We start from the raw sequence: 21,679 nt of genomic DNA, 5'->3' as shown, positions 1-21,679 counted from the left end.
GCCTGTTATGAACGCTGACGCAACGCGCAATCACTCAACCATGACCTGTGCCGAGCTGTTGATCCGCCTGCTGCGCGAAACCTATGGGGTTCGAACTCTGTTTGGCATTCCAGGCGTGCACACGGTAGAGCTTTACCGTGGGCTGGAAGGCAGCGACGTGAAGCATATAACCCCGCGCCATGAGCAGGGCGCAGGGTTTATGGCTGACGGCTATGCCCGCGCTAGCGGCCAGCCTGGGGTATGCCTGATTATCACTGGCCCAGGGATGACCAATATTGCCACTGCCATGGGCCAAGCATTAGCAGACTCTATCCCCATGCTGGTGATCTCTAGTGTGAGTCGTCGAGATACGTTGGGGCTAGGCCAAGGTCGGCTGCATGAGCTGCCCAGCCAACAGCAGATGATTAGCGGCGTAGCGCGGTTTAGCCATACGCTATTGGATGCCAATACGCTACCAGATGTGCTGGCCCGCGCCTTTGCGATCTTCAATGGTGCGCGCCCAGGCCCAGTGCATATTGAAATTCCGATTGACCTGTTCAATGCGCCGGTGAAGGTGCCGACCAGTTGGCAAGCGCCAACGCTTTACCGAGCAGCGCCTGACCCGCAGGGGCTTGCTGAAGCGGCTCGTTTATTAAAAGCGGCCAACCAGCCGTTGGTGCTTCTGGGAGGGGGCTGCGTGGCAGCGCCAGTCGCTGCTCGGGCATTGGTGGAGAAGCTTGATGCCCCCACGGTGACGACCATCAACGCTAAAGGGCTACTAGGCCGCGAACACCCGCTGGATTTGGGCGCGAATGCCGCGCTGCCAGCGGTGCGCGAACTGGCGGCCAATGCCGATGTGATTTTGGCGGTGGGCACCGAACTCGGCGAGACCGACTACGACGTCGTGTTTGACGGTGGGTTTCACCTTAATGGCACGCTGATTCGTATTGATCTCGACCCCGAACAATTGGTGCGCAACCAGCGTGTAACGCTAGGGTTAGTTGGCGATGCCGGGCGTAGCCTAGAACTTTTACTCGCTCATTTCCCCGACCCCTTGCAGCGCCAAGGTAGTGAACGAACTACCACGACGTTGGGCGCACTGAATCTGGTTAACGATCCGGCTTTTAGCGACTTTGTACCGCTTTATAAAACCCTAGCAGACTACTTGCCCGAGGCGATTTTAGTAGGCGACTCCACCGCGCCGGTGTATGCGGGCAACCACCTAGTCAGCCAGCCAGCGCCAAGACGCTACTTCAATGCTTCTACTGGCTAAGGCACTTTGGGCTATGGACTGCCAGCAGCGTTAGGTGCGCAGTTAGCTCGCGCTGATCTACCCGTGGTGGCGCTTGTTGGTGATGGCGGGGTGATGTTCACCCTTTCTGAGCTTGCTACCGCGGTGGAGGAACGCCTGCCGGTGGTGATTGTGCTGTGGCACAACGCAGGCTATGAAGAAATTCGCCGCTATATGGATGCCAACGGTGTGGCGCGTTTGGGCGTGGATATTCAAGCCCCCAACTTTCTTACTTTGGCCGAAGGGTTTGGTTGCCCAAGCGTGCGGGTTGAAAGCCCTGAGGAGCTTGCAAACTCACTCGCTAAGCGCGTTTCAAATGGCCCGTTACTCATTGAAATAGGCGCGGCTGCTTGGCAGCGTGCGTGCAGAATTTCTGACCAGGATACGTAGATGCCGTTAATCAACCAGCAATTTATCAATCAGCAGTTCATCAGCAATCAATGGGTTGCCTCAGCAGGCACGCGCATGCTCGATGTGATGAACCCTTATCGCGAAGAGCGCATTGCTCAGGTCACGGCGGGGGACGCGGCAGATGTCGACGCTGCCGTTAAAGCCGCTCAGCAAGCACAACCTGCTTGGCAAGCGCTGGGTGGAGCTGCGCGTGCAAAGTACCTAGATAGTTTTGCCGATGCGTTGGAGGCTCGCCGAGAAGCGCTAATCACTCTGCCAGCCACTAATAACGGCAAACCGCTAGCTGAAGCAGGCATAGACCTGGACGATGCGATTGCCTGTTATCGCTATTACGCTAAGCAGGCCAAAGCACTGGATGGCCGCCAAGGCGAGTTGATTAGTGTGGAAATGGAGGGCGTTGAGGCACGTACGTATCATGACCCGGTGGGTGTCGTTGGGCTGATTGCGCCCTGGAACTTCCCGCTGGTGACAAGCGCCTGGAAACTGGCGCCCGCGTTGGCGGCAGGCTGTACCGCAGTGCTCAAACCGTCAGAGGTGACGCCGCTCCCCGAGTTGGCACTGGCAGAAATTGCCCTGGAAATTGGTCTGCCAGCCGGTGTACTGAACCTGCTTAACGGCGATGGCGAGGGCATTGGCGCACCGCTAACCAATCACCCAGGTGTAGATAAAATCTCTTTTACGGGCAGTAACCGAGTCGGCGAAGCCGTCATGCAAGCTGCTGCCGTTCGCACTGCCAGTGTCTCCCTAGAGCTAGGTGGAAAATCGCCGATCCTGGTAATGGAAGACGCCGACCCATCTCAAGCCGCCGACTGGGTAATGGCGGGTATCTACTTCAATGCCGGGCAAATCTGTTCAGCGACTTCGCGTTTACTGGTGCATGAAAGCGTGGCAGAAGCACTCTATCTCGCCCTAGCTGAGCGGATGGATGCGCTAACCTTAGGTGACCCACTCGCCGAAGGTACCGACTTAGGGCCGTTGACCAGCGCTAAGCAGCGCGATGCGGTACAGCGCTATTTAGACTTGGCAGAACAAGAAGGCCTAACGGCAGTGCGCGATATTACCCATCGCACGTTACCCACGCAGGGCTACTTTTTAGCGCCGACGCTTTACCGCGATGTTCCGCTGGAAAGCCGCTTGTGGCAAGAGGAGATTTTCGGCCCAGTGCTCTGCGCACGCAGCATTACCAGCGAAGAAGAGGCGATTAAACTCGCCAACGATAGCGCTTATGGATTAGCTGCGACGGTGATTAGCGGTGACCCTGAGCGGGCAAAGCGCATTGGTCGCCAGCTAAAAGCCGGTAGCATTTGGTACAACAGTGAGCAGCTGGTGCTGCCTGAAACCGCCTGGGGCGGCTTCAAGCGCAGCGGCATTGGGCGTGAACTCGGCCCCTGGGGGCTAAGTGCCTACCTGGAAGTGAAGCATGTGATTGGGCCTAAATAGCTCTAAATAATGCCCGCTTGACGCAGCTTGGCACGGGTTTCTTGGTCAATACCCAGCTCATCCAGCACGTCATCGGTATGCTGGCCAAGCGCAGGGCCGCCATCGCCGAGTCGCCCTGGCGTAGCGCTCAGTTTGGGCAGTACTCCAGGGACTTTTAAGGGTTTTCCGTTGGGGCGGGTGAAGGTCTGAATCATTTCCCGCGCCAAGTAATGGGGGTCAAAGGCAATATCTTCAGCGGTGTACGGATAGCCTGCTGGCACGCGTGCCTCATCCAGCGCTTTAAGAATCGCCTCTTTTGGGCGCTCTTCAGACCACGCTTGTATAGCAGCGTCGATCTTTTCAGCCTGCTGGCTACGGCCATCGTTGTGGGCCAGCGTGGGGTCGTTGGCCAGATCATCACGGCCAATGACGCCCATCAAACGTTTGAAAATGCTGTCGCCGTTACCGGCAATGAGTACGTAATCGCCGCCCTGGCAGCGGTAGGCGTTAGACGGCGTAATGCCGGGGAGAGCACTGCCGCTAGGTTCGCGCACTTGGCCGCTGGCATCGAATTCCGGCAGCAAGCTCTCCATCATGGCAAATACTGATTCATACAGCGCCACGTCGATTTCTTGCCCCAGGCCGCTGCGATTGCGTTCTTGCAGTGCCAGCAAGGTACCAATGACAGCGTAAAGCGCGGAAAGCGAATCACCAATGCTCACACCCACGCGCACAGAGGGCTCTCCTGGCTGGCCGGTGAGATAACGCAGCCCTCCCATGGCTTCGCCCACCACACCAAAGCCGGGCTTGTCACGGTAAGGCCCCGTTTGTCCGTAGCCGGAAATATGCACCATGATCAGCTTTGGGTTGAGTTTTGATAGCGCCTCCCAGCCTAGCCCCCAGTTATCTAATGTGCCTGGGCGGAAGTTTTCCACCACCACATCAGCCTCGGCAGCGAGCTTGCGCACCAGCGCTTGGCCCTCTTCACTGCGCAAGTCCAGCGCCACGGATCGCTTGTTGCGGCTCTGTACGTGCCACCAAAGCGAGGTGCCTTCCTCAAGCATTCGCCATTTGCGAAGGGGGTCGCCGGTGCCAGGCGGCTCAACTTTAATCACATCGGCGCCAAACTCACCTAGTAGCTTGGTCGCAAAAGGGCCTGCAATGAGCTGGCCAAGTTCAAGAACTTTCACGCCTTTTAAAGGAAGCTGGCGCGCTTCGGGAGCATGCATTAAGGCCCTCCTGGTCGTGTCGTTAATATTATGTTCATTACGTTTAAGGCGCATGGCCGATATTGTCTAGTAGTTGAAAGCAAGTTTATGGCCTTGCTGTCATGCTGCAGCGGGGCTCATGTGTCATTGATAAACAATAAATCACTAATTAAAGATCGCTGCGGCATTAGATTGGCATGCACGATTTTTATTCAAGTAATTGTATTTATAGTGTTTTTTATTTTTTTGGCATTTCCTGGTATGGCGGCTGCAATGTGTTGGGCAAGAGCGCAGTGTTAGGAAGACACGACGTTCTTGCCACTAACCAACGTTTTCAAGCTATCGAATTTTTTGATTACCGAAAACTGAAGTGAAAGCAAAGCCATATCAGGAGGCATGACTATGAAAAAGGAAGCTCTCAAGAAACTTGGCATTTTAGGCGTATCGTTTGGTTTAATCGCTAGCCCGCTGGCCTTTGCCGGCATGGAAGGCAACGATGATTACGAGCCTGCTCCGCAGGAAGAAACGACTCAGGATGAGCAAGGCGCTTACAACTCTTTCGACTCTGATCAAGAGCAAGGTGCCACCACTGAAGGCGCTACTAATGAAGGTGTAACGACCGAGTACGAAGAGGAAGAGCAAGAATTCACTTATGAAGAGGAAGAAGAAGAGCAAGACACATGGGAAACTGAAGAGGAAGATGACTCCGGTTGGTAATCCATGACTGCTAAAGGATTAACTTCTATTCCGGTTCACGGATGAACCATGAAATGCCCCGCCAGTTGCGGGGCATTTTTGCGTTAAAAGATGTTAAGTAGGGCGCAGGGAGTGAATAGGCTATGGTTAGAGTCCTATTATTACTATCAGCCACAAGGACGTTGCCGACGTGTTGAATTGGAAGGAGGTACCACAGCTTCCTAAAGCGCAAGGCCGTATTGAGGCGATTGATCTCGCTCGCGGTATCGCCATTGGGCTGATGATTATCAGCCATGCCGTTAGCGGTTTAGTTGGCATACGTCATGTACCCGACTGGGGCATGGTGCCTATCCACTTGTTGACTAAATTCTCGTCCTCGCTGTTTATTTTAGTATTTGGCATCGCGTTGGCGGTGGCCTTCTTGTCTCACACGCAAGGTGACGATTGGCCCAAGCGGCGGGTAAAGCTGTGGGTAAGGGCCATTGAGGTTTGGTTTTGGTATAAAGCACTGATTATTATAGAAATGCTCCCCTTTAGTTCGCCTGGCGATATCGTTGATACGCTGCTCTACGGGCGATTTGCTATCTGGGTAGAGATTCTAGGTTTTTATGCCATTGCCTTGCTATGGGTGCCGTTAATATTGCCGCTGTGGGCGCGAACGCCACTGTGGGGGCGTTTGGCGACCATTGCAGGGTTAACGGCGCTTTCAGCGTGGTTACAAGGCTTTTCCTTTGGGGGCTACGAGCTCTTAAAAGCGTTTCTGGTAGACCATGAAGAGCACTATGCCTGGGGGCAGCTTAGCCGCGCCCCGCTAATATTGTCTGGATTATTGATCGGCGAAGCGCTGTTACGTTGCTATTTCGATGCCACTTTACGCCGCCGCTTAATTCGTTGGCTGGTAGTGGCGGGGGTGCTGATGGTAGCTGCCTTTTATGGCATAGCCATCGCCGGGGGCGATGTTCATGGTGCGATGATGGCGGTGGCTCGTAATGTGGGAAAACACCCGCCAGGGATAAACTTTATGCTGTTTAGCGTGGGTGGCGCGTTGGTGCTGCTTGGGCTTGCCTTAGCGGGTGGAGCAGCCGCTGCGAAAGTACTGTTGCCGATCACCCTCGTTGGCAGTGATGCGCTCAAAGCCTTTATTTTCCATATCGTGATGATTTTTCTGGTATTGCGTTTTTTATTGGAAGGTGAAGGATCCTACAGCTATCCGCAGGCGCTTGGCGTTGGTGGCTTATTAATACTCGGTGCCGCGCTGTGGATTTGGTTGACCCGCTGGATGGCGGCTCATCGTTAAAATAAGCGCGATTAAACTGACGGGAGTTCACGATTTGCGACACTGGATACAGCGCGGGCTGATGGTAGTAGCGCTTTTAATAGCACTGCCCGTTCATGCAGATTGGTACTATGAAGTCGATAAACAGAGCCGCTGGCAGGGCGATTTAAATGCCCGCATGGCCGCCATTGAAGAGGAGTTTAGCGGACAGTTGGGCGTGTATGTGCAGAATTTGGCTAGTGGTGAAGCCTATTCCTGGCAAGCTGATGAACCGTGGTATTTGGCATCGCTGATAAAAGTGCCGGTGGCTGCTCAGGTGTTGGCCGAACGCCAAGCTGGCAGGCTATCGCTTGATGAGCGGATTACCCTGGCGCGAAGTGACTATGTGGATGGCGCAGGCCCGGTAAACTGGCATGATCCAGGCACGCCTATTTCTATTCGTTATTTGTTGGAACAGATGATCACCGTTAGCGATAACACCGCCTCAGATATGCTGATTGACCGTGTAGGGCTTGAGGCAGTGAATGAACGAGCAAAGGCCATGGTGACAGCGAGCGGTGGAAGGCCCGGCGATATAGGGCCGATTAGCAAGCTCGTTGGAGTTCGCCAAGGCGTTTATGGCCAGCTTCATGCAGATGCTCAAGGCTTAGGTGGTTTAGATTTTATGGCACTGCGCAAGCATGGTGTTAGCCAGCGGCCGGTAGCGCTAGCCCACGCCCTTAGCGTGCGCCAAGATGCCTTCGAACAACCTGACTACGACCGCGCCTTTGATGCCTATGAAGCCACGGGTGAGAACGTAGGCACGCTGCGTGCCTACGGGGATGTGCTGGCCTCGCTTCACCATGGGGGCATGACGGACTTAAAGGCGGAACAACGCCAAATGCTGCTGGCGGTAATGAGCCGCACCTCCTCTGGCGAGCGCCGCTTGAAACAAGGGTTGGGCAGTGACATCCATTTTGCCCATAAAACCGGTACCCAGCACCGTCGCAGTTGCGATGCAGGTATTGCCTCGCGTATTTCTTCAGCGCAGGGGCCGTGGGTAATTGTCGCCTGTAGCCGAGGCCCGCTTCCGGTAAGCGCCCACGAACGCGCCTTGGCAAGTGTTGGTGATGCGCTACGTTTTAGTGGTGCGTTAGCTGACCTTTAATCCAGCTAACGCTAGCACCTAACGCCGTACCAGCATGATAAACTGAGCCAATGCTCTGTTGATGTTTCACGGCCTGCCGTTGGAAAGTTGTAGCGCTTGGTGGCTAACGACGCGGGTGCCTCATTCGCTCGTACCTCGCGAGATTCGTTACACCGCGCTACGGTAGGTGCCATAGGTTTTGTAGCGCGTGGTAAGCGAAGCGCACCCGCGATGACGGTTATGGCAAAATGAAACAGCAACAGGTTATGTAGGTTCTTTTTTTATTACTTAGGAGTTTGTTATGGCACGCGCCAGCCCCCGTCATATTTTGGTAAGCAGTGAAGAGCAGTGCAACACACTGAAACAAGAGATCGAAAACGGTCGTGATTTCGCAGAAGTGGCTAAGCAGCACTCTAGCTGCCCTTCTGGCCGTCAAGGCGGTGATCTGGGTAGCTTTGGCCCCGGCCAAATGGTACCGGAATTCGACAAAGTCGTTTTCAGCGGTGACCTGAACAAGGTACACGGCCCGGTCAAAACCCAGTTTGGCTACCACCTGTTGGAAATCACCAGCCGCAGTTAATGGCGCCGAACATCCGTCAAGCACCGCGGCAATGCTGTCGCGGTGTGAGGAGCACGCCTTGAACGATCCCATTATTACTATTGAAGGCTTGAACAAAACCTATGAAGGTGGCTTTCAAGCCCTTAGCCGTGTGGATTTAACCATTCAGCGCGGCGAGATTTTTGCCTTGCTTGGCCCCAATGGGGCGGGCAAAACAACGCTAATCAGCGTGGTGTGTGGGCTGGTGAACCCAACCCAGGGCCACGTGTTAGTGGATGGCTATGATAGCGTTAGCCACTATCGTCAGGCCCGCGAACGTATTGGTCTTGTGCCTCAAGAACTGACCAACGAAGCCTTTGAAACGGTATGGAACACGGTCAGTTTTAGCCGTGGCTTGTTTGGAAAGCCGCCCAATCCAGCGCATATCGAGAAGGTGCTTAAGTCGCTGGCCTTGTGGGACAAACGCAACAATCGTTTGATGACTCTTTCGGGTGGCATGAAGCGCCGCGTATTGATCGCCAAAGCGCTCTCCCATGAACCGCGCATTCTATTTCTAGATGAACCCACCGCCGGGGTAGACGTCGAGTTACGCCGTGATATGTGGGAAGTGGTACGCGGGCTGCGGGATAATGGTGTCACGATCATTCTCACCACCCATTATATTGAAGAAGCCGAAGAAATGGCCGATCGCATTGGCGTTATCAATCGCGGTGAGATTGTATTGGTGGAAGAGAAAGCAGCGCTAATGAACAAGCTTGGCAGCAAGCAACTGACGCTTCAGCTGCACGCGCCACTTTCTGCGTTGCCTGCGTCCCTTGATCAAGACGAGCTGAGCCTGGCAGCAGATGGCTATGAATTGGTGTACACCTACGATGGCCGTCAGGAAGAGGAAGGCCGCGGTATTTCTGCGCTGCTCACGCAGTTGGAAAAGGCGGGCATTGGCTTTAAAGACCTGCACACCCGGCAAAGCTCGTTGGAAGATATTTTCGTCGACTTGGTAAAGGAGCGCCCATGAATCTCTACCCCGTTCGTGCCATTTATATGGCGGAAATGGCGCGTACTCGCCGCACGTTGCTGCAAAGCATTGTGTCGCCAGTGATTTCAACCTCGCTTTACTTTGTGGTGTTTGGCGCGGCGATTGGTTCACGCATCAGCGAGATTAACGGGGTCAGCTACGGTGCCTTTATTGTGCCTGGGCTGATTATGCTGATGCTACTTACCCAGAGTGTCTCTAATGCCTCGTTTGGAATTTTCTTCCCGAAGTTCTCCGGCAGCATTTATGAAATTCTCTCAGCGCCCATCTCTTATTTAGAAGTGGTGGTTGGCTACGTAGGCGCTGCTGCCTCGAAATCGATTATTCTGGGGCTGATTATCCTGGCAACGTCCAGCTTATTTGTGCCACTGGAAATTGCTCATCCGATTTGGATGCTGACCTTCCTGGTGCTGACCGCCGTCACTTTCAGCCTGCTGGGCTTTATTATCGGCATTTGGGCGGATGGTTTCGACAAGCTGCAGTTGGTGCCTTTGCTGGTAATCACGCCGCTAACGTTTTTGGGGGGCAGCTTCTATTCCATTGATATGCTGCCGCCGTTTTGGCAAACCGTCACTCTGGCCAACCCTGTGGTCTACTTGGTCAGTGGGTTCCGTTGGAGCTTCTACGGCATTAGCGATGTCAGCCTAGCGGCCAGCGTGGCGATGATTCTGCTCTTCCTGGCCGCTAGCCTTGCCACCATTGCCTGGATTTTCCGCACCGGTTATCGCTTAAAGCCCTAAACGCGCTGATTGCCTGTTGAGCGGTTCTTTGCCAACACCGCTCTTATGATGACTTGTTTTTTAATCAATCGTTCTTAGCTAAACCGCTCTTAAATAAAAGGTAACTCCCGCTTATGCCGCTACTGCAAAGTATTGTGCACCGCCTTGACCCATCGCTAGATGGTGAACGCTTGACCGTCACGGCGGCACCCGCGTCAACACTCGCGGCCAACGACGACCCAGTGATGGCAAGCTTGGTGAATTCGCTAAATGACACCTACAACACCAAAGCCAAAGGGTGGGGGCGATTTGCTGAGCAGGGCGAGCAGGCTGGGCCGCTGGTCGCCTGGCTGCGGGCATATATGGCAGAAGAGCAGGATTTCACCCAGCTTTCTATTGCTATTGCAGAACGCTTGGCGCAAACACTGCAAGAGCAGCTCTCTGTTAGCGGCTACTTAGTGTTCGCACATCTGCGACAGGGCGATACCGAGACGCTGTTTCTAGGCTTAGTCCATCAACGGGAAGGTATTGGCATTAACGCAGAACACCAAGCGGTGCCCGCTGCGCAGCTTAATACCAGCCAGCTCACCCTGGCAGCACGGGTAAACCTTACCCAGTGGCAGAGCGATTCTGAAAGCGCACAATATGTGTCATTTTTAAAAGATCGCGGCGGCAAAAAGCTCGCCGATGGTTTGGTAGCGCTGTTGGGAATGGAGGAGGGCATTGATGCTCCCGCCGAGACCCGCACGCTGCTGAAAGCCTTCAGTGATTACGTCGAAAAAGAGGACTACGACGACGAAGCCAGCCGAGAAAAAACCGACACTTTGGTCGACTACGCCAATGAACAGCTGCGCCGTGGCGAGCCAATGACGTTAGAAGAACTTTCGGGGCTGGTGGACGAAAAGCAGCCCAAAGCGTTTTACGACCATATCCGTAATGCTGACTACGGTCTTTCTCCAGAGATCCCGCCGGACAAGCGCACCATCAGTCAGTTTCGCCGATTTACCGGGCGCGCTGGGGGCGTATCGATTAGTTTTGACTCTCACCTGCTTGGGTCCAGCATTGAGTACGATGAAAACCAGGATCGTCTGATTATCAAGCAAGTGCCCAAACAGCTAAAAGAGCAGTTGGCGAAGCGCAAGGAGTGAGGGAGCAACTGTGAGGTGTAAGGTGTGCTTCCAGTTTTCAGGCAGTGTCTAGGCACTTAGTACGGTAACTGCAGTCGAATAGCAAGATTCAATAACAGGAGAGCTTAACGTGCTGGATGCCATTAGCAATTTTTTCCAACGCGCGCTGGCAGAACCTGAACAGCGCGATAATCAAACCCTGACGCTAGAACTCGCAACGGCGGCGGTGCTTTGTGAAGTCATGCGCGCCGATTACGATAAAAGCGATGCTGAACGCGCCGCACTGAAGCAGATGTTAATCAATCGCTACCACCTAAGTGAAAGCGACGTTAACGAGTTAATGACGTTGGCGGAAGCAGAAGTGGATGACGCCGTCGATCATTACCAGTTTGTCAGCCTGATAAAAGAGCACTACGTTTATGAGCAGCGCTGCGAGTTAGTGGCATTAATGTGGCAGCTTGCCTGGGCAGACGGCAGCATCGACCCGCTTGAAGAGCACCGTATCCGGCGGCTGGCAGACCTCCTGCACGTCAGCCATAGCGACTTTATTCGCAGCAAGCTTGCTAATACGCCGCAGGTTTAACAGCAAGCTCCAACAAACAGTAAACCTAAGCAGTAACCCCGAGCCGTCGACATAGCCATTGTTATAGCTATTGAAACAGGACATGGAGCGCCAAAACGCCAATGAGTGATATGCAGGATGCATCGAACTTAACCGAACTGATTAACACCATGGAACGAATGGAGCGTGAAAAAGCCAAGGTAAGCGTAGACGACGTGGTTCACGCGGTAGGCAGGCGTTCGTTTGGGCCACTGTTGCTGGTCGCCGGGCTAATTACGCTCGCGCCCATCATTGGTGATATTCCCGGTATGCCAACTCTAATGGCGATGCTGGTAGTGCTCACGTCCGTTCAGTTATTAATCGGCAGGGAAACTTTCTGGTTACCTAAATGGCTGGGAAAACGCTCGATCTCCCGAACCAAATTCGATAAAGCCATCCAGTATATGAAGAAGCCCGCCAAGTGGGTCGATGGTTTGCTAGGGGTGCGCCTAGCGTGGATGACCGGCTATATCGGGATACGCGTCACTGCCGTGATGTGCTTACTCATCGCGTTAGCCATGCCGCCGATGGAGTTTATTCCGTTTAGCGCCAACGGCGCGGGTTTAGCGCTGACACTGTTCGGTTTAGGATTAGTTGCCAGAGACGGCATAATGCTCTCGCTGGGTTTTCTACTCACCGGGGTCACCTTTACCGTTGTGCTGATTAACGTGCTATAAACCCGCGTACGATCATCCTAGCGCCGCCAAAATCGGCGACTTTTTAAAGGAGAAAATTCGCACCATGTCTGATCCAGTACCGCCTAGTTCGTTATCATCAAGCTCGTCGTCACCAAGCTCATCATCGCCACATTCATCCCAGACACATTCAGCGCCGCCACCCGCACCCAAGACGCCGCACGAACAATCGCCTTGGGAGCGGCGAATTGAAACAGCGCTTTGGAATTCGCGCTTTCTGGTAATGCTGGCGGTAGTGCCAAGCCTATTAGGCTCACTGATGCTGTTTATTGTTGGAACGCTAGATATCTTAACTGTGGTGGGTGACGTACTGCGTTACTACTTGATTGATAGCTCTCAAGATATTCACGACACCTTGGTGCCAGACATTATTATCGCCGTTGATGTTTATTTGATTGCGATAGTGCTGCTAATCTTCGGGCTAGGTATCTATCGACTGTTTGTTTCCCGTATCGATCAGGCGGAAGTGAGCTATCCCAAGCACCCGTTTAACGTAGGCTCGCTGGATCAGCTCAAGGACAAAATTGCCCGTGTGGTGATTCTTGCGGTAATTATTGAGTTTTTCCGCGCTGTGGTGGATATCCGTTTCACGACGCCACTGGAAGCCATCTACCTCGCGCTTTCGGTGCTGGCGCTTGCCGCAGCGCTTTATCTTATGAGTCTTGGCCATAAAGATGAGTAAATAAGGATAAGTAAATAAGAATGGGTAGAAACGAGCCGCTACTCACTTTTTGGCTATTCATCTTCTAGCAAGCCAACCACTAACTGGTTTAGCTGCTGCTGAAACTGACCGCCGGGCGAAGGCGGTGTTGGGTCGGAGGTGATCACCAGGGTCATCTCCCGCTCGGGAATCACATAAAGTGCTTGGCCGCCGTATCCACGCCCGTACATAACAGGCTCCTGCGCCAAAGTGGTGATAAACCATCCGTAGCCGTAACCATCGCCTGTCCAGGGCGATTGACCTCTCGGCGTCCACGACGCCTCTACCCAGCCTTCTGGTAATACTCGCTTGCCATCGACCATGCCGTCATTGCGATAAAGTTCGCCTACTTCCACAAGCGCTCTTGGGGAAAGCTGCATATCGTTGCCCCCAAAGTAAATACCTGGGGGGTCTTGCGGCCAGGCAGGAATCGTAATGTCCAGTGGTTCGCCAAGCAGGCGCTGGGCAAGGGCATGAGTACTTTCACCACTTGCCTGGGTTAGCGCCGCAGAGAGTAAATGGCTAGTGCCAGTGGAGTAGAGCATGCGACCACCGGGTTCATCGACAAACGGGCGGGTAAGCGCATCGTTCACCCAGTTGCTGCTGGCGACCCAGGCGCCATAGTTGCTACCCGATGTACGTTCTAGGCCTGCCTGTAAGGAAAGCAGATGCGCCACAGTAATATCGTTTACCCGTGGGTCTATGCCGCTAGGTAGTTGGCCTAACAGGTCTGCTAAGGGCTGCTCGGTAGACGCAATAATGCCGTCTTCAATGGCCGCACCAGTAATAGCGGCTAGCACGGTTTTAGAAAGCGACTTGATGTTGGCGGGTTTAGCCGGTCCAGGGCCGCCTTGATGACGTTCGTGAACAATATCGCCTCGGTAAGCGACCACCACCGTATGCACACGGCTGAGCGCTCCTGCTTTTTTATCAAGCGTTTGCAGCGCCTCAGCCGAAGGTTGGCTTGCTAAGGCAAACGTAGGAAGAAACCACGACACGGTGAGTGTAAGCAGTAGAGGGAGAGCAGGGCTGCGCATTAATGGACCTTCTAAGATAAAAGTTAACTCATCATTATACGAACTGGGGGTCTTGATAAATAAGTATCGTACAAGGTTCGAGGCGATAAGCGACAGGAGGTTCAATAAAAGGCAGGTTAACCCCATCAAGAGTAAATTACGCAAACATAACCAATCACTGCTAGGCTTGGGGTGTTATTTCAAAGGTAAGCACCCGGCTGCCTTTTTTGAAACGAAAAGCAAATCCCAAAACGCAAAAAGCAAGGAGTGCCGTTATGCGTAACATTATCTACATTATTGGTCTAATCGTTGTTGTGCTGTTTATTTTATCGTTGCTCGGACTGCGCTAAGCACACCACGCCAATAAAAAAGCGCCCGCGGCCCCTTCTGCAGGTCTTGCGGGCGCTTTGGTTTATAGAGCAGTACTGATCAGTTCTCAATGCCGTGGCTTTCAGAGCAAAACGAGCGCGATTAAGCGCAGTCGGCAGCACCCTGACCAAACATATCAAACATCAGTTCACGGCCCATCGTGGTCAGCACGAAGCGGTCATAATCATTAAATTCAGCGGCACCGCTTTCTTCAAGTACCCGTTGGCATGTTTTCCAACTAGCGCAATGACCATTCAAATGAGCCAGCTCGCGCCGGGAAAGACCGCGCTGCGGCAAGGTAATAGTTTCGAGCACATGGCCGTTATCGTAAAGAAGCTCAGCAACGGTAGAAAGACAGTGGCGTAGGCTGCGCTGCACATGATAAGCGGCAGACGCTACGGTGGATGCGGGGTGTGACACCTCGGAAGGCATAAGTCGTTCTCCTGCAAACGGCCCTAAAATGGGCTTGTTGCAGTGCATTATAAAGCAATACAGATGTTAGACCAAGGTCTATATTTAGAGGGTTGTAGTTCCTCTGTCCCTATTAGGGTGCTACATGGTAGTAGATACTACGGTTTATTAGTGAACTCTTATGCCAATGCCTATTCAGAAGGTAAAGATGAATAAAGTTAAGGGTGGTGTTTGATTAATAGTTGAGTTTAATTAATTGAATTTATTCGGTTAAAATATTTTCGCTACCAATTGTTACTTTGCGTTACGTAAATGGTGAGCAAAGAGTGTTATGTTCAAGCTATAGCTAACCTTGTCGAGACTTCAGGGTGAAGAAATCAACAAATAGTGCTACGCAATAATTCATACACAAACGGTATTTATAGTAGGTAGTAAGCGTAGCAGCATTTTAGAAAAGGCATGTGTTTTATGGCTTTGATTACATCACTTGGTATTGGCTCTGGATTGGATCTCACCGGCTTGTTAGATAAACTTCGTGAAGCAGAGCAGCAAAAGCTAGTGCCAATTCGACAGCAGGTTGAATCTGAGCAAGCAAAAATATCTGCATTTGGGCAATTGAAAGGTGGACTATCGCAGTTGCAAACAGCGGCTTTAGCACTTAATAACGCTGATCTTTATGAAAGCTTAACCACCTCTGTTGAGGGAGATGGAGTTCGTGCGGTTACCAGTGATGATGCCCAGCCTGGCCAATATGAGGTTGCCGTAGAGCAGCTAGCCACAGCAGGCAGCCTTGCAACTGAACGCTTAGCAGCGCCAGATGAAGCGATTATCGACGGTGATACTGAACTGGCATTTGCATTTTCAGATAGTGATATGAGCCTCATCACTATTGCAGATGGGAGTTCTCTCGAAAATATTCGTGATGCGATTAACACTGAAAGTGATGGTCGCTTGAATGCCTCTATTATCAACGATGGCGAAGGGTATCGGTTGTCGGTTAATGCAACAGAAACAGGGGCGAATGCCAGTATTCAAAGCACCAATTTTAGCGATATTTTAGCCGATGATGTTGCCACCAGTGATTCTCAGGTAGTGCAAGAAGGCTTAGATGCGCTCGTTAACGTGAATGGTATCGATATTGTCAGCTCGTCGAACCAGATAGAAGAAGCCATCCAAGGAGTAACATTAAATCTAAATGAAGCGAATACATCCAATACCATTACCGTCGCCCAGGACAGCCAGGCCATTAATGAAGAAGTGAAGGCTTTTGTTGAGGCGTTTAATACGCTGAAAGGCACCATCGGTGATTTGACAGCCTTTGATGCCGCAAGTGGCCAAGCGGGCCAACTTAATGGCGATAGTGCTACTCGTGCTGTTGAATCTACGCTACGTAGTGTACTTAGCGGCATGGTGGATGGGGAGGGTTTACGAGTTCTCTCTGATGTGGGTATTTCTCTACAAGTAGATGGGACTTTGGAACTTGATGAAAGCGTGTTAAACAGCGCAATTGCCAATCAGCCTGATGCTTTGGCGAATTTCTTTGCAGGGCCTGATAGCAAAAGCGGTATGGCGGGGCAGGTTAATGAGGCTATTGGACAGATGTTGAATGATTCAGGAGCCGTGCAAAACGCTATCAGTGGGTCAGAGCGTCGAGTTGAGTCTTTTGATGATCGACTCTCCCGCACTGAGGTTCGTATTGAAGAGACGGTGGAGCGGTATCGTACTCAGTTCGCTCAATTGGATACGATGATGTCCCAAATGAACTCCACCAGTAATTATTTGACACAGCAGCTGGCAGGCTTGAATCAGCAGCAAACACAAAGCTAATAAAAACAAAACCATACAGTTGGCTTAGCGTTTAAAAGAAGCCAAGTTTCACTAACTTGGCTTTTTTTATGTCTGATAGGGAGGGCGGATGCAGACTCTGAGTGCAACACACTCATTGGATGGTTGATGGGCTTTCATGGTACTTGGCCATCAGCTCGCTCATCACTTCTATCGGACATTTAAATCCAAAGCGTTTTCGAGGTCGCATATTCAGCTCAAAGGCAATGGCGTCCAGCTCTTCCTGGCTATGTACTGAAAGGTCCGTTCCTTTCGGTAAATATTGACGGATAAGGCCATTGATATTCTCATTGGCCCCACGTTGCCAGGGGCTATGGGGATCGCAAAAGTAAATCGCAACGCCGGTTTCTTGAGTGATTTTTGCATGTTGTGCCATTTCACGCCCCTGATCATAGGTCATGCTTTTTCGAGCGGTGGTCGGCATTCGATTCAGAGCAGCACTAAAGCCTGCTACGGCGGAGGTGGCGGTGGCGTCGTCCATTTTTGCGAGGATCAGATAGCCACTACTAAGCTCTACCAAGGTGCCTACCGCGGACGCGTTATTCTTACCTTTGATCAGATCGCCTTCCCAGTGGCCGGGCATTTCACGCTTACTGACCTCGGGCGGACGTAAGTGAATGCTGACCATGTCAGGGATCTGGCCACGTCGATCCACTTCGCCACGGCGAGGCTTGCGTGTGGTTTTACCTTGTCGCAAGCAGTGAATCAGTTCCTTGCGAAGGTGGCCAACAGGCAAGGCATAAATGGCCGTGTAGATGGTCTCTCGGCAGACGTAGGCATCGCGCAAATCAGGTAGTTTCATCGTCTTGAGCTTGCCGCTAATTTGTTCGGGAGACAAGCGTCGCCGCAACATATGCACGATGAGATCAAACCGCTCGGTGCCTGGCAAAAGCTTACGCGCAGGACGACAGACCTCTCGACGCTTTTCTCGCTGACGTTGGGCGTACCGGGCGCAGTAACCGTTCTGGGCCATTTGGTTACGGCGTATTTCACGAGAGATGGTTGAAGGAGCTCGCCCCAGGAGCTGGGCAATATGCCGAAGGCTCATCCCTTGGGCTTGACCCACTTGGATGCTGGCACGTTCTTCAATACTGAGTTCGAGGTAAGACATGGGACAACACCTTAGCGAAATGCTCAGGTGTTGCACTCAGTTTCTGCGGCCAAGGAGAATAAGCGCTAAAGTTGCTGCCTTTTTTGCCGATATGCTCAATACAAGCATCATTAACTAAATATACAAGGAACTGAGCCAATGGCTAAGATCACCTCTCTTGGCGTTGGATCAGGGCTGGATCTTACTGGCCTATTGGAACAGCTACGCGGCGCAGAGCGCCAAAAGTTGGTACCAATCACTCAGCAAAAAACGCAGCAAGAAGCAAAGATATCCGGGTACGGTCAGTTGAAAAGTGCGATGTCTCAGTTTCAGACCTCGGTCAACAAGCTGAACGATCCCAAGCTTTATCAAAGTTTGTCTACCGAAATACGTGGCGGCACCGCTATAAAGGCAACAGCTAGTAGTGAGGCAACTGCAGGGCGTTATGATGTGGAGGTAACACAGCTTGCCCGTGCAGGTAGCTTAGCCACTAATAGCATTCAAGGGGATGATGCGCTTACTCAGGGCCTAACAGAGGCCGGTGCAAGCCTGACATTAACCTTCGGAAAAGATGCTGATAATAATGACATTACGCGAACTATCGCGCTGACGGAAGGTAGTTCTCTCGAAGATATCCGCGACCAGATTAACGATTTTGATTTTGAAGAGGGTCCAAAAGTTAATGCTTCTATCGTCAACGATGGTAGCGGGTATCGGCTGGCGCTTAACTCCGCGAAGACCGGAGAAGAAGGGTCTATCAATGGTATGGCCTTCTCGGGGCTGGCGGGTGGAGTCGTACTTGCCTCTGATGCGAACACAGCTTACGAAGGTCGTAACGCCAATTTGAAAGTAAACGGGATTGCAATTACCAGTGAAACTAATAGCGTCCAAGGTGCCATCGCTGGTGTGACACTAAATGTAGAAAAGGTGACCGAAGCGGATAGCCCGAATACCGTAGTCGTCGCGCGAAACACGTTGGCTGTGCGTGAAGCCGTCGAAGGCTTTGTAAAAGGTTATAATGATCTGAAAGCCAAAATCGGTGAGCTAACGGCTTTCAATGGCGGTGGCGATGCAGCAGGCGATTTGATTGGTGATCGTGCAGTGCGTTCTATTGAATCCCAGTTGCGCTCTGCGCTGGTAGGTAATGTGCCCGGCGGTGATATCTCTCGCCTATCCGACATCGGTATTGAGCTTAAAAAAGATGGCACCCTTGAGCTTGATTCAACCAAAATGAGTGATGCTGTGGCGAACAATCAAGATGCCGTGGCGGCATTTTTTGCCAGCGACAGTGATGACGCTGGTATGGGGGGGCAGGTAAGTGCGGTATTGGATAGGGTGCTAAGCGAAAATGGCGCATTGGGCAGTGCCCAGCGTAGTGCGGAGGGGCGAGTGGAGTCGTTGGATAGCCGCTTTGAGCGAATGGAAACGTCTATTGAGCGCACGGTTGAGCGCTATCGTAAGCAGTTTACTCAGTTAGATATGATGATGTCGCAAATGAACTCCCCCAGCGGCTATTTGTTCCAGCAGCTGGATATGATGAATTCGCAAATGGCAAATCGTAGATAGCGTCTTTCGAGTTCAGTTTTCTTTTAGCCCCAGCCCGAAAGGTTGGGGTTTTTTAATGGCGCCGAAGTGGCCAGTATGAATGAAATTAGCGACAGGCTGTGCTATTGAAAGGGGCAAGTAGTGGCAGACGTTAGTGGTTGATACTTTTTTACAAAAAAGAGCGTAAAAAATTCAAGTATTTCCCCTAGCTGCCGTTAATTAATATAACGGCAGAAAGCCGTAAGGCAGGCCGATCAGGCCAGTAACTATATGTAGGAGAAGCACATGTCTGTTATCAATACCAACATCACCGCGTTGATTGGCCAAAACAACCTGAAAGGCGCACAAAGCTCGCTACAGCAAGCACAAGAGCGCCTTTCTTCAGGTCTGCGTATCAACAGTGCTGCTGACGATGCCGCTGGCCAGGCTATTGCTAACCGCATGACCAGCACAGTGACTGGTCTGAACCAAGCATCACGTAATGCTAACGACGGTATTTCGCTGGCACAGACAGCTGAAGGCGCGCTGGATCAAGTTAACGACAACTTGCAGCGTATTCGTGAGTTGACGGTTCAGGCGCAGAATGACACCAACACTGCCCAAGACATCGACTCTATCCAGGAAGAAGTTAACGAGCGTCTAGCTGAAATTGATCGTGTTACTGAACAAACTCAGTTTAACGGGCGCGATTTGTTTGATGCATCTGCCTCAGGTACTAGCTTTTCTATTCAAGTTGGCGCTAAAGACGGCGAAACTATTTCAATTAGCATTGGCGGAGCGAGTGGTGCCGGCGATTCTACTGCTGCTGGTGGCTGGAACATGCTCTCCGCGTTGGCCGCAGGCACGCAGGGTAATCTCGCAACTGGCGATACCCGCGGCGTTAGCGCTGCTGGTTTTGATGTTCTGCAAGCCAATTCTTTGGCGATTCTGGACGAGCGCTTATCAACTGTTGATAAAGAACGTAGCAATTTGGGTGCCATGCAGAACCGCTTTGAAACTGCGCTAGACAACATCCAGACGACTTCTACGAACTTACAGGCAGCTCGTTCACGTATTGAAGATGCTGACTACGCGGTTGAGGGTTCCAACCTGACTCGCGCGCAGATTCTCGAACAGGCAGGGACCTCTATCCTTGCCCAGGCGAACCAGAGCCCGCAGAGCGTTCTTTCTCTGCTCCAGTAAGCCAAATTTAGGTTAATGTCATAACGCCCGATAATTAATATTTACGTCGATTATCCGGTAAGCCAATGTTCCGGCATCAGTGCCCACTGATGCCGGAATTTTTATTGGACAATCAAGTTGTTGGGGATGCTGTCGTCTGATCTAAAAGGCCGCAATTAATCTATAAATTTAGGTTTCCTGCAGCTGATATACATGTCGAGGGTAGGTTTACTCCTTGGATACACATAGTTCACAGAAGGGAGATGAGGGTTGGTCTATGTTCGGTCTGTCATGCAAGGAAATGAGATCTAGGTTGAAAATTAAGGCTGGTACATTATTTCTACAAATAAAGAGCGTAAAAATTTAAGTATCTCCTCAGTCTGCCGTTAATTAATACAACGGCAGCAAGCCGTAAGGCAGGCCGATTAGGCCAGTAATCATATGTAGGAGAAGCACATGTCTGTTATTAATACCAACATTACAGCGTTGATTGGCCAAAACAACTTGAAGGGTGCGCAAAGCTCGCTACAGCAAGCACAAGAGCGTCTTTCTTCAGGCCTGCGTATCAACAGCGCTGCTGACGATGCCGCTGGCCAGGCCATTGCCAATCGGATGACCAGCACTGTAACTGGCCTGAACCAAGCTGCTCGTAACTCTAACGACGGTATTTCACTGGCGCAAACCGCTGAAGGTTCACTGGACCAAATCAACGATAACTTACAGCGTATTCGTGAGCTGACCGTTCAAGCACAAAATGATACCAACACCGCGCAGGACATCGACTCCATTCAGGAGGAGGTCAACGAGCGCCTAGCTGAAATTGATCGGGTAACCGAGCAGACTCAGTTTAACGGACGAAATTTGTTTGATGCGGATGCAGATACTACATTCAGTATTCAGGTGGGCGCTAAAGACGGCGAAACTATTTCCATTACGATCGGCAGTGCTGAAGCAGATGGTAGCATTGCGACGGGCGGTGGTTGGAATATGCAAGCGACTGCTGGCGGTGGTTTTGTTGCGGCAGGAACACTTGCAAGCGTTGGTGGCGTAGCACGTTCGGTTGATGCGAATGGTTTTGACGTGATGTCCACCGATGCCGGTGGAGATAGCGACGCGCTGGCAATTTTGGATGCACGTTTGTCAGAAGTTGATAAGCAGCGTAGTAACTTAGGTGCCGTGCAGAACCGTTTTGAAACCGCCCTTGATAATATTCAGACGACTTCTACGAACTTGCAGGCTGCCCGTTCGCGGATCGAGGATGCTGACTATGCCGTTGAAGTCTCCAACCTGACTCGCGCGCAGATTCTTGAACAGGCGGGGACCTCTATCCTGGCCCAGGCGAACCAGAGCCCTCAGAGCGTTCTTTCTTTGCTTCAGTAAGTCAGTTTTAAACCTAAAGAAC

At 52.0% G+C, this 21,679-nt stretch carries 19 protein-coding genes and 1 pseudogene; 16 read left to right on the top strand and 4 right to left on the bottom strand.

Features of this window, described 5'->3' with window-relative positions; genetic code table 11:
* The first annotated feature begins 7 nt into the window (after nucleotides 1-7).
* A pseudogene (locus REH51_RS06515) lies at nucleotides 8-1,660 on the top strand (5-guanidino-2-oxopentanoate decarboxylase).
* Nucleotides 1,661-3,121, top strand: coding sequence for an aldehyde dehydrogenase family protein (locus tag REH51_RS06510; RefSeq protein WP_498937251.1), 1,461 nt, complete (start codon nucleotides 1,661-1,663; stop codon nucleotides 3,119-3,121).
* A 2-nt stretch (nucleotides 3,122-3,123) separates the two neighbouring features.
* Here REH51_RS06510 and REH51_RS06505 read toward each other — a convergent pair whose 3' ends face one another.
* Nucleotides 3,124-4,329, bottom strand: a complete 1,206-nt coding sequence (locus REH51_RS06505; protein WP_009722825.1) for a CaiB/BaiF CoA transferase family protein — start codon at nucleotides 4,327-4,329, stop codon at nucleotides 3,124-3,126.
* Nucleotides 4,330-4,710: 381 nt separating this feature from the next.
* Here REH51_RS06505 and REH51_RS06500 point away from each other — a divergent pair, with 381 nt between their 5' ends.
* The 10 genes from REH51_RS06500 to REH51_RS06455 all read left to right on the top strand — a co-directional run bounded on the left by REH51_RS06500 (nucleotide 4,711) and on the right by REH51_RS06455 (nucleotide 12,822).
* Nucleotides 4,711-5,025 carry a hypothetical protein gene (locus REH51_RS06500; RefSeq protein ID WP_009722824.1) on the top strand — a complete coding sequence of 105 codons (315 nt, stop codon included), beginning with the start codon at nucleotides 4,711-4,713 and terminating at the stop codon, nucleotides 5,023-5,025.
* A gap of 169 nt (nucleotides 5,026-5,194) precedes the next feature.
* Entirely contained in the window at nucleotides 5,195-6,301 is a 1,107-nt protein-coding gene (locus tag REH51_RS06495) for a heparan-alpha-glucosaminide N-acetyltransferase domain-containing protein (RefSeq protein WP_498937249.1), read from the top strand.
* A gap of 61 nt (nucleotides 6,302-6,362) precedes the next feature.
* Nucleotides 6,363-7,427 (top strand): serine hydrolase, encoded by a 1,065-nt coding sequence (locus tag REH51_RS06490; protein WP_039868822.1) that lies wholly within the window; start codon nucleotides 6,363-6,365, stop codon nucleotides 7,425-7,427.
* 280 nt (nucleotides 7,428-7,707) lie between these two features.
* A complete protein-coding gene (locus tag REH51_RS06485) occupies nucleotides 7,708-7,986 on the top strand; it encodes a peptidylprolyl isomerase (RefSeq protein ID WP_498937247.1) in 279 nt (92 codons plus the stop codon).
* Nucleotides 7,987-8,044: 58 nt separating this feature from the next.
* A complete protein-coding gene (locus REH51_RS06480) occupies nucleotides 8,045-8,980 on the top strand; it encodes an ABC transporter ATP-binding protein (protein ID WP_009722820.1) in 936 nt (311 codons plus the stop codon).
* On the top strand, nucleotides 8,977-9,738 hold the full coding sequence (locus REH51_RS06475; RefSeq protein ID WP_009722819.1) for an ABC transporter permease: 762 nt from the start codon (nucleotides 8,977-8,979) through the stop codon (nucleotides 9,736-9,738). Before REH51_RS06480 ends, REH51_RS06475 begins: the two co-directional genes overlap by 4 nt.
* Nucleotides 9,739-9,851: 113 nt before the next feature.
* Nucleotides 9,852-10,865: a nucleoid-associated protein YejK gene (gene yejK, locus REH51_RS06470; RefSeq protein ID WP_009722818.1), complete on the top strand. Its 1,014-nt coding sequence runs from the start codon at nucleotides 9,852-9,854 to the stop codon at nucleotides 10,863-10,865.
* Nucleotides 10,866-10,974: 109 nt separating this feature from the next.
* Nucleotides 10,975-11,427, top strand: coding sequence for a tellurite resistance TerB family protein (locus REH51_RS06465; protein WP_498937245.1), 453 nt, complete (start codon nucleotides 10,975-10,977; stop codon nucleotides 11,425-11,427).
* A gap of 101 nt (nucleotides 11,428-11,528) precedes the next feature.
* Nucleotides 11,529-12,122, top strand: coding sequence for an exopolysaccharide biosynthesis protein (locus tag REH51_RS06460; protein ID WP_498937243.1), 594 nt, complete (start codon nucleotides 11,529-11,531; stop codon nucleotides 12,120-12,122).
* A gap of 64 nt (nucleotides 12,123-12,186) precedes the next feature.
* On the top strand, nucleotides 12,187-12,822 hold the full coding sequence (locus REH51_RS06455) for a YqhA family protein (RefSeq protein ID WP_083817051.1): 636 nt from the start codon (nucleotides 12,187-12,189) through the stop codon (nucleotides 12,820-12,822).
* 53 nt (nucleotides 12,823-12,875) lie between these two features.
* Here REH51_RS06455 and REH51_RS06450 read toward each other — a convergent pair whose 3' ends face one another.
* A complete protein-coding gene (locus REH51_RS06450; RefSeq protein ID WP_498937241.1) occupies nucleotides 12,876-13,877 on the bottom strand; it encodes a serine hydrolase domain-containing protein in 1,002 nt (333 codons plus the stop codon).
* A gap of 450 nt (nucleotides 13,878-14,327) precedes the next feature.
* Complete coding sequence (locus REH51_RS06445) at nucleotides 14,328-14,657, bottom strand: hypothetical protein (RefSeq protein ID WP_498937239.1); 330 nt, start codon at nucleotides 14,655-14,657, stop codon at nucleotides 14,328-14,330.
* Between the two features lie 447 nt (nucleotides 14,658-15,104).
* On the opposite strand from REH51_RS06445, the gene fliD (REH51_RS06440) reads away from it, so the two are divergent.
* A complete protein-coding gene (fliD, locus tag REH51_RS06440) occupies nucleotides 15,105-16,463 on the top strand; it encodes a flagellar filament capping protein FliD (protein WP_498937237.1) in 1,359 nt (452 codons plus the stop codon).
* 112 nt (nucleotides 16,464-16,575) lie between these two features.
* Here the strand turns inward: fliD (REH51_RS06440) and REH51_RS06435 are convergent, their stop codons facing one another.
* Nucleotides 16,576-17,592 carry an IS30 family transposase gene (locus tag REH51_RS06435; protein WP_234667734.1) on the bottom strand — a complete coding sequence of 339 codons (1,017 nt, stop codon included), beginning with the start codon at nucleotides 17,590-17,592 and terminating at the stop codon, nucleotides 16,576-16,578.
* Between the two features lie 138 nt (nucleotides 17,593-17,730).
* On the opposite strand from REH51_RS06435, the gene fliD (REH51_RS06430) reads away from it, so the two are divergent.
* From fliD (REH51_RS06430) to REH51_RS06420, 3 genes are all read left to right on the top strand, one after another.
* The gene (fliD, locus tag REH51_RS06430; protein ID WP_498937235.1) at nucleotides 17,731-19,137 is read left to right on the top strand and encodes a flagellar filament capping protein FliD; all 1,407 of its coding nucleotides are present in this window, start codon (nucleotides 17,731-17,733) and stop codon (nucleotides 19,135-19,137) included.
* Nucleotides 19,138-19,401: 264 nt separating this feature from the next.
* Nucleotides 19,402-20,298: a flagellin N-terminal helical domain-containing protein gene (locus tag REH51_RS06425; RefSeq protein WP_498937233.1), complete on the top strand. Its 897-nt coding sequence runs from the start codon at nucleotides 19,402-19,404 to the stop codon at nucleotides 20,296-20,298.
* 435 nt (nucleotides 20,299-20,733) lie between these two features.
* Nucleotides 20,734-21,657, top strand: coding sequence for a flagellin N-terminal helical domain-containing protein (locus tag REH51_RS06420; RefSeq protein ID WP_009722807.1), 924 nt, complete (start codon nucleotides 20,734-20,736; stop codon nucleotides 21,655-21,657).
* The last annotated feature ends 22 nt before the right edge of the window (nucleotides 21,658-21,679 follow it).

The sequence above is a fragment of the Halomonas bluephagenesis genome (genome assembly GCF_054790765.1).
This window is presented reverse-complemented; position numbering and strand designations above follow the sequence as displayed.